Source organism: Streptomyces sp. NPDC020996, assembly GCF_040641355.1.
Classification (GTDB): domain Bacteria; phylum Actinomycetota; class Actinomycetes; order Streptomycetales; family Streptomycetaceae; genus Streptomyces.
Map to the genome: position 1 here is coordinate 67172 of NZ_JBFADM010000042.1, position 7419 is coordinate 74590.

The 7419-nt window shown below is 69.0% G+C and carries 7 protein-coding genes and 1 rRNA gene; all 8 read right to left on the reverse strand.

From position 1 onward, the window contains the following. Window positions 1-8: 8 nt before the first annotated feature. Window positions 9-746, reverse strand: coding sequence for a MerR family transcriptional regulator (locus tag AB0G63_RS26050; RefSeq protein ID WP_360754635.1), 738 nt, complete (start codon window positions 744-746; stop codon window positions 9-11). A gap of 44 nt (window positions 747-790) precedes the next feature. Further along, a complete protein-coding gene (locus tag AB0G63_RS26055) occupies window positions 791-1627 on the reverse strand; it encodes an FHA domain-containing protein (protein WP_360754638.1) in 837 nt (278 codons plus the stop codon). A 130-nt stretch (window positions 1628-1757) separates the two neighbouring features. Beyond that, the gene (locus tag AB0G63_RS26060; protein ID WP_360754639.1) at window positions 1758-2636 is read right to left on the reverse strand and encodes a DUF881 domain-containing protein; all 879 of its coding nucleotides are present in this window, start codon (window positions 2634-2636) and stop codon (window positions 1758-1760) included. A 5-nt stretch (window positions 2637-2641) separates the two neighbouring features. Continuing rightward, on the reverse strand, window positions 2642-2974 hold the full coding sequence (locus AB0G63_RS26065) for a small basic family protein (RefSeq protein WP_003988855.1): 333 nt from the start codon (window positions 2972-2974) through the stop codon (window positions 2642-2644). Further along, on the reverse strand, window positions 2971-3900 hold the full coding sequence (locus tag AB0G63_RS26070; protein ID WP_360754642.1) for a DUF881 domain-containing protein: 930 nt from the start codon (window positions 3898-3900) through the stop codon (window positions 2971-2973). Before AB0G63_RS26070 ends, AB0G63_RS26065 begins: the two co-directional genes overlap by 4 nt. A gap of 98 nt (window positions 3901-3998) precedes the next feature. After that, complete coding sequence (locus AB0G63_RS26075) at window positions 3999-6494, reverse strand: mannose-1-phosphate guanyltransferase (RefSeq protein WP_360754645.1); 2496 nt, start codon at window positions 6492-6494, stop codon at window positions 3999-4001. A gap of 114 nt (window positions 6495-6608) precedes the next feature. Continuing rightward, window positions 6609-7217 carry a CDP-alcohol phosphatidyltransferase family protein gene (locus AB0G63_RS26080; RefSeq protein WP_324787318.1) on the reverse strand — a complete coding sequence of 203 codons (609 nt, stop codon included), beginning with the start codon at window positions 7215-7217 and terminating at the stop codon, window positions 6609-6611. Between the two features lie 107 nt (window positions 7218-7324). Next, window positions 7325-7419: ribosomal RNA gene (gene rrf / locus AB0G63_RS26085) — 5S ribosomal RNA — on the reverse strand; the annotation flags it as partial.

Here is a 7419-nt window from a genome sequence, read left to right on the forward strand (position 1 = left end):
GGTCCGCCTCACGGCAGGCGCACACCGAGCGCGGTCTGCACGAGCGCCGTGTGGAGCCTGACCGTGAGCGCGGCCAGCTCTTTCGTGCGGGCCTCGGCGTGGGCCCTGGTCTGCGGATTGCGGTGGCGCTTGAGCGGGGCCACCACCTGGTCGATGAGTCCGGCCTCACGGTCGGCCGCGGCCCGCATCGCCCTGAGGTGCCGCGGCTCGATCCCGAACCGGCCCAGTTCGACGACGAGCGACGCGACAGTGGCCGCCTCCGCGTCGTAGGCCCCGTCCGGCAGCGGAGCGACGAGCCCGTACGACTCCCACTCCTTGAGTTCCTCTTCCCCGATCCCGGCGGCCGCCAGCAGCTGCGCCCGGCCGATCCGGGCCGCCGTGGGCTGCTCGGCCCCCTCCTGGACGGTCTCGCCGTCCCGCTGCCGGCCGAGCGAGGGCAGCGGGACGGCCTCGCCGCGCTCCATGGCCTCCAGGTGCTCGCGGATCACCTTGAGCGGCAGATAGTGGTCCCGCTGCATCCTCAGGACGTGCCCGAGGCGCTCGACGTCCTGCGCGCTGAACTTGCGGTACCCCGACGGGGTCCGCCGGGGCTCGATGAGGCCCTCCGACTCCAGGAAACGGATCTTGGAGATGGTGACTTCGGGGAACTCCTCGCGCAGCGCGTTCAGCACCGTGCCGATGCTCATCAGGCCGCTGTCCGTGGCGGCGGCGCCGTGCCCGGCACCGCCGCTCGGTGATCGAAGCATGGACCTTCCCTGGGGGGTCTCCCCGGACCGAGTCCGGAGGAGGGTCAGTAGCCCTGCTGGCTCGCGTAGAAGACCAGCCGGTACTTGCCGATCTGCACTTCGTCGCCGTTGTGCAGCGCGACCTGGTCGATCCGCTCGCGGTTGACGTACGTGCCGTTCAGGCTGCCCACATCGGCGACCGTGAACGAGCCGTCCGCGGCGCGGCGGAACTCCACGTGCCGACGCGAGACCGTGACGTCGTCCAGGAAGATGTCGCTCTGCGGGTGACGTCCGGCCGTGGTCAGGTCGCTGTCCAGCAGGAAGCGGCTGCCCGAGTTCGGCCCGCGGCGCACGACCAGGAGCGCCGAGCCCAGCGGCAGGGCGTCCACAGCCGCCTGCGCCTCCGGGGACAGCGCCGGGATCGGCGTCTGGCCGGTGGCCTCGGCGTCATAGGCCTCGAGACCGGAGATGGAGATCGTGGACGTCGTCTCCGAGGGCCGCTCGGCGGCCGCGCCCGCCCGCAGCGGCGCGCCGCAGTTCGAGCAGAAGCGGCTGCTCTCCGCGTTGCGGTTACCGCACCTCGTACACACCAGGGCCGACATAGGGGAAAACCCTCCACCCGTACTTGAGGTTGACGGTTGCCCGAAACCTATGCCGCCGGACTGCGCAGGGTCAACAGACGCCGCGCCCTGGCCTCCGGAAATGTCCCCGCCCGGACCAGCGACCTGGTCCCGGAACAGCGGGCGCTGGCCCTCCGCATCGGACTGTGCGCGATGGCGGGCGGTCGCGTTGTCGCCGCCCTCTCGCGCGCTCTTGCCGAACAACTTCGCAAACAACTTCACGGGCGATTCCCCTTGACCGAAACAGACCCGCCCGTGGGGCAGGACGAACCCTGACTGCATACGCCGGCCGACCCGGACAACTTCACAACGTCCGTATCCACCAGACAGTTTCCACCACGCGCCACCCCTTCGGTGCGCCGACCCCCCGCAACCTCATGCCCCTGCCGGACGGCCCCCATGCACCGCCGGTTCACTGGGCGGACGACCGAGCGTAGTCAGGCTGCTTCGCAGCTCGCAAGGCGTCCACGACGATCTTGTCCGACCGCTCGACGGTAACGGTGGCCTGCTCCTTCTCGAGGGTCTGCACCACGCCTCCAGGGATGTTGAGCGCCGGCTCCAAGTCCTCCGGCTTGCCGATGACCTTGAAACGATAGGGCGCGTTGATCTTGTTCCCGTCGACGCTCACGCTCTTGCCCGAGTCCGTGAGGTACGTGCTCGCGACGACGCGCACGTCGTTGACCTGTATCGCCTCCGCGCCCGCCGCGCGCAGCTCCTGGATGGCGTCCAGCAGCATGTCGGCCTCGACCGTTCCCTTCGTGTCCTCGATGGTCATGGTGATGCCGGGGCCCTGAGCCGCCACCGTGCCCGCCAGGACGCCCAGTTGACGTTCCTTCTGGACCGTCTGTCTGCGGGCCTCCTCGGCCTGGTCCGAGCTGTTCTCCAGCTCGTCGCGCTGCTTCTCGAGTCCCTGCTTCTCGTCTTCAAGACGTTGTGTGCGGTCGTCCAGTTCATCGAGGATGCGGACGAGATCCTCCTGACGCGCGCCGCGCAGGGCACTGTCGCTGTCGCTGTTGGAGGCGACCTGCACGGCCAGACCGAAACCGAGGCCGAACAGCAGCAGGGCGACGATGAGTTGGGCGCGGGTCACGCGCGGCGGCCACAGCCCCTTCGCCAGCCGCTGCCGTCCCGTCAGCCCGGCCTCGGGGGCGGCTTCGCCCTCGGGGCCGTTCTCCGGGGCGTTCCCGGAGGCAGCGGGGGGCCGTGGAGCGGGGGGCGGGGCCGGCGCCGGGACCTCTTCGGGCAGCTCCTTGCGCAGCCTGTTCGCGGGCGTCTCGTCGTTGTCGCTCATCGGCCTCACGCCCGGAACACGTGCCGGCGGATCGCCGCGGCGTTGGAGAAGATCCGGATGCCGAGGACGACCACGACACCGGTGGACAGCTGGGCACCGACGCCCAGCTTGTCGCCCAGGAACACGATCAGCGCGGCGACGACGACGTTGGACAGGAAGGACACCACGAAGACCTTGTCGTCGAAGATGCCGTCGAGCATGGCCCGGAGGCCTCCGAAGACGGCGTCCAGCGCCGCGACGACGGCGATCGGCAGGTAAGGCTCGACGACCGCCGGAACCTCAGGCCGGACCAACAGTCCGGCCACGACTCCCACGACGAGGCCCAGTACGGCGATCACGATGTGCCCTTCTCAGTCTTCTCGGTCTTCTCGGTCTTCTCGGTGTCCGGCTGTGCTGTGCGTACGATCACACTCGGTGCGGCGGGCAGCCGGAGGTCCCCCTCCACGGAGATGGCGGTCCGGATGCCGTAGTTCTGCTGCAGGGCATGCAGATACAGCCCGTCGGCGCTGTCCTGGAACCTGCTGCTGAGCCTCTGGCCGTCCCCCACAGCGAGCACCGTATACGGCGGCACGAGTGGCTTGTTGTCGACCAGTATGGCGTCGCCGGCGGCCCTGACGGCCGACAGCGCCGTCAGCCGCTGCCCGTTGATGGAGACCGCCTCGGCGCCGGACTCCCACAGCCCGTTGACCACACGCTGCATGTCCCGGTCGCGCACCCGCCCGGTGTCGGAGAATCCGGAGGTCTCGCGCGGGTCGCCGTCGCCCCCGGTGGTGGCTTCCTTGGCGTCGTTGACGACCAGCTTGACGCCCGGCCCGTGCACCTCCACGGCGCCCGACAGGACGCCCACCAGCTCGGAGCTGTCCCCGCCGCTCTGCTTGAGGGCCTCCCGCTGCCGCGCGCTGACGTCGCGGCGCAGCTCGTCGACGGAGTTCTCGAGCTTGTCGGCCGCCGCGGTCTCGCGGTCGATCCGGTCGATCAGTTCCTGGCGCTCCTTGGCGACGACCGGGGCCGCCGCGCGCGCCTGGGCGGCGCCGACGGTGACCACCAGGGCGGCGAGTACCAGCCCCCCGGCCAGCCCGAGCCTGGCCCGGAGGGGCTTCGGCACACCGCCCGCGCCCGCGGCCCGCTTACGGGCGGCCGCCTCGGCATAGCCGTCGTCGAGGCTGTGGTCCATGACGTTGGTGAGCAGCGACATGGACGCGTCCGGCCGCGAAGGGCGCGTGGGTGTACTCCGAACGGGGGGCTGCTGCGGCATGCCGCACATCGTCGCACGTCGCGCCCACTACCTCCGAATGGCCCCACCGACGTGCCGGACCGGTCCCTTCCGGGACACTTGTCCGGCACGCCCGCGTGGTGTGCTTCTCAGCGGCCGGCGCTGTCCACGACGGCCGCCCACTCGTCCAGCAGGGCCTGGGCGGACGCGTCGTCGGGCCCCTCCGCCCACAGGTGGGTGACGGCCTCGGCCGGGTCCGGCAGCACCATGACCCAGCGCCCGTCGGTCTCCACCACCCGCACCCCGTCGGTGGTGTCCACGAAGCGGTCTCCAGCCGCTTCGACGACCCGCCGCATGACGAGCCCCTTCACGGCCCACGGGGTCGCCAGATCGCGTTTGAGGACGTGCGCCCGCGGAATGCGCGCGTCGATCTGGCTGAGGGTGAGCTGTGTCCGCGCCACCAGCCCGATCAGCCGCACGAAGGCCGCCGTGCCGTCGAAGACGCTGCTGAACTCGGGGACGATGAAACCGCCCTTGCCGTCGCCGCCGAAGATGGTCGACTCGTCGCCGCCGACCCGGGTCAGGTCGTCCGGCGAGGTCGTCGTCCACTCCACCTGCGTACCGTGGTACGCGGCCACCTGCTCGGCGATCCTCGTCGTGGTCACCGGAAGCGCCACCCGCCCGCTGCGCCGCTCGGCCGCCACCAGGTCGAGCATGACCAGCAGGGCGCGGTCGTCCTCGACGATCCGCCCCTTCTCGTCGACCAGCGACAGCCGCTCACCGACCGGGTCGAAGCGGACGCCGAACGCCGCGCCCGAGGACGCGACGATCTCACCGAGCCGCACCAGCCCCGCGCGCCGCACCTCGGCGGTCTCCGTGGGCCGCGACTCGTCGAGACCGGGGTTGACGGTCAGCGAGTCCACGCCCAGCTTGCCGAGCAGGCTCGGCAGCACGAGGCCGGCACTGCCGTTGGACGCGTCGACGACGACCTTGAGCCCGGACTCCGAGACCCCGGTCGTGTCGACGTTGCGCAGCAGCGATCCGGTGTACGAGTCGAAGACGCTGGACGGGAAGTGCAGGTCCCCGATCTCGCCGGGGAACGCGCGCCGGTACTCCTGTCGCGCGAACACCCGGTCGAGCTTGCGCTGGCTGGCCTGCGACAGGTCCGCGCCCTGCCCGTCGAAGAACATGATGTCCACGGAGTCCGGCACCCCGGGGCTGGTCCGGATCATGATGCCGCCGGCGCTGCCCCGCGCGGTCTGCTGCCGGGCCACCGGCAGCGGCACGTTCTCCAGGTCGCGTACGTCGATGGCGCTGGCCTGCAGCGCGGAGATGACCGCCCGCTTGAGCGCGCGGGCGCCACGGGAGTGGTCGCGGGCCGTCGTGACCGTCGCCCCCTTCTTGAGGGTGGTGGCGTAGGCGCCGGCGAGCCGCACCGCGAGTTCGGGGGTGATCTCCACGTTCAGGATGCCGGAGACGCCGCGGGCCCCGAAGAGGTGCGCCTGGCCTCTGGACTCCCAGATCACCGAGGTGTTGACGAAGGCGCCGGCCTCGATGGTCTTGAACGGGTATACGCGAACATTGCCCTGAACGATCGATTCTTCACCGATCAGGCACTCGTCGCCGATGACCGCGCCGTCCTCGATCCGCGCCGCCCGCATGATGTCGGTGTTCTTGCCGACCACGCAGCCGCGCAGGTTGCTGTGCTGGCCCACGTAGACGTTGTCGTGCACCACGGCCTTGTGCAGGAAGGCCCCGCTCTTGACGACGACGTTGGAGCCGACGACGGTGTGCTCGCGGATCTCGGCGCCCGCCTCGACCTTGGCGTAGTCCCCGATGTAGAGCGGGCCGCGCAGTACGGCGTCGGGGTGCACCTCGGCGCCCTCCGCCACCCATACGCCGGGGGAGATCTCGAAGCCGTCGATCTCGACGTCGACCTTGCCCTCCAGCACGTCGGCCTGCGCCTTGACGTAGCTCTCGTGCGTGCCGACGTCCTCCCAGTAGCCCTCCGCGACATAGCCGTAGATCGGCTTGCCCTCCTTCATCAGCTGAGGGAAGACGTCGCCGGACCAGTCGACGGGCACATCGGCTTCGACGTAGTCGAATACCTCGGGCTCCATGACGTAGATGCCCGTGTTCACGGTGTCCGAGAAGACCTGGCCCCAGGTCGGCTTCTCGAGGAAGCGCTCGACCTTGCCCTCGTCGTCGACGATCGTGATGCCGAACTCCAGCGGGTTCGGCACGCGTGTCAGGCAGACCGTGACCAGGGCGCCTTTTTCCTTGTGGAAATTGATCAGCTCGGTGAGGTCGAAGTCGGTCAGGGCATCGCCGGAGATGACGAGGAAAGCATCGTCCTTCAACGCCTCTTCGGCGTTCTTGACGCTTCCGGCGGTACCGAGTGGCTTCTCCTCGTTGGCATAGGAGAGCTCCATTCCGAGCTCTTCACCGTCACCGAAGTAGTTCTTGACCAGGGAGGCCAGGAACTGGACGGTTACGACGGTCTCGTTCAGCCCATGCCTTTTGAGCAGCCGCAGCACGTGCTCCATGATCGGCCGGTTGGCCACCGGCAGGAGCGGCTTGGGCATGCTCGAGGTCATGGGGCGAAGGCGTGTGCCTTCGCCTCCGGCCATCACGACGGCCTTCATGTCGGAAGCGTCCTCCTCCAAGAGACGACGGTCTAGCCGACTTCACCCGTCCAGATTGTCGCGCACTTTTGTGCCAGGGGCCATCGAGCCGCTACGACCGCACAATCGGTGAGTTCAATCGGCCATGGCGTCCGCACGAACCAGGCGGCGGACTTGTACCACGTAGAGGACTCCTGCCCACCAGTAGAGGGTTGTACCCCATCCTGCGAACGCCCATCCGAAAATAGCAGCGAGTGACGAGATCCATCCAGTTCCGTCACTGAGCAGGAGTAGTGGGAAGGCGTACATCAGGTTGAAGGTGGCTGCCTTCCCCAGGAAGTTCACCTGCGGCGGCGGATAGCCGTGCCGTCTGAGGATGCCCACCATCACCAGCAGAACCAGCTCTCGCGCCAGAAGTGCAGCGGTCAACCAGAGTGGCAGAATCTCGCGCCAGGTCAGGCCGACCAAAGTCGAGAGAATGTAGAGCCGGTCGGCCGCCGGATCCAGAAGCCGGCCGAGACTGCTGATCTGGTTCCAGCGCCGCGCGAGCTTGCCGTCCAGGTAGTCGCTGATTCCGCTCAGCGCCAGCACCAGCAGCGCCCAGCCGTCACTCTTGGGTCCGCCGAACTCGGGCCTCAGAATCAGCCACAGGAAGAGCGGTACGCCGACGAGCCGCGCCATGCTGAGGATGTTGGGGATGGTGAGGACCCGGTCCGTCTGGACGCGTGTCTCCTGGACCTCCACCCGGGGGCCTCCTGTGGGAAACGAACCGACGATGCTCCCCGACCCTACCTCAACGCAAAAAAGCTCCGGCTCCCGGGCGATGCCCAGGAGCCGGAGCTGTAAAAGGAGTTCGGCGGCGTCCTACTCTCCCACAGGGTCCCCCCTGCAGTACCATCGGCGCTGTAAGGCTTAGCTTCCGGGTTCGGAATGTAACCGGGCGTTT

Bases quoted from the DNA above. Each gene is read 5' to 3' on its own strand.
- AB0G63_RS26050 (WP_360754635.1), bottom strand. From the start codon at position 746: ATGCTTCGATCACCGAGCGGCGGTGCCGGGCACGGCGCCGCCGCCACG.
- AB0G63_RS26060 (WP_360754639.1), bottom strand. From the start codon at position 2,636: ATGAGCGACAACGACGAGACGCCCGCGAACAGGCTGCGCAAGGAGCTG.
- AB0G63_RS26075 (WP_360754645.1), bottom strand. From the start codon at position 6,494: ATGAAGGCCGTCGTGATGGCCGGAGGCGAAGGCACACGCCTTCGCCCC.
- AB0G63_RS26070 (WP_360754642.1), bottom strand. From the start codon at position 3,900: ATGTGCGGCATGCCGCAGCAGCCCCCCGTTCGGAGTACACCCACGCGC.
- AB0G63_RS26055 (WP_360754638.1), bottom strand. From the start codon at position 1,627: ATGCAGTCAGGGTTCGTCCTGCCCCACGGGCGGGTCTGTTTCGGTCAA.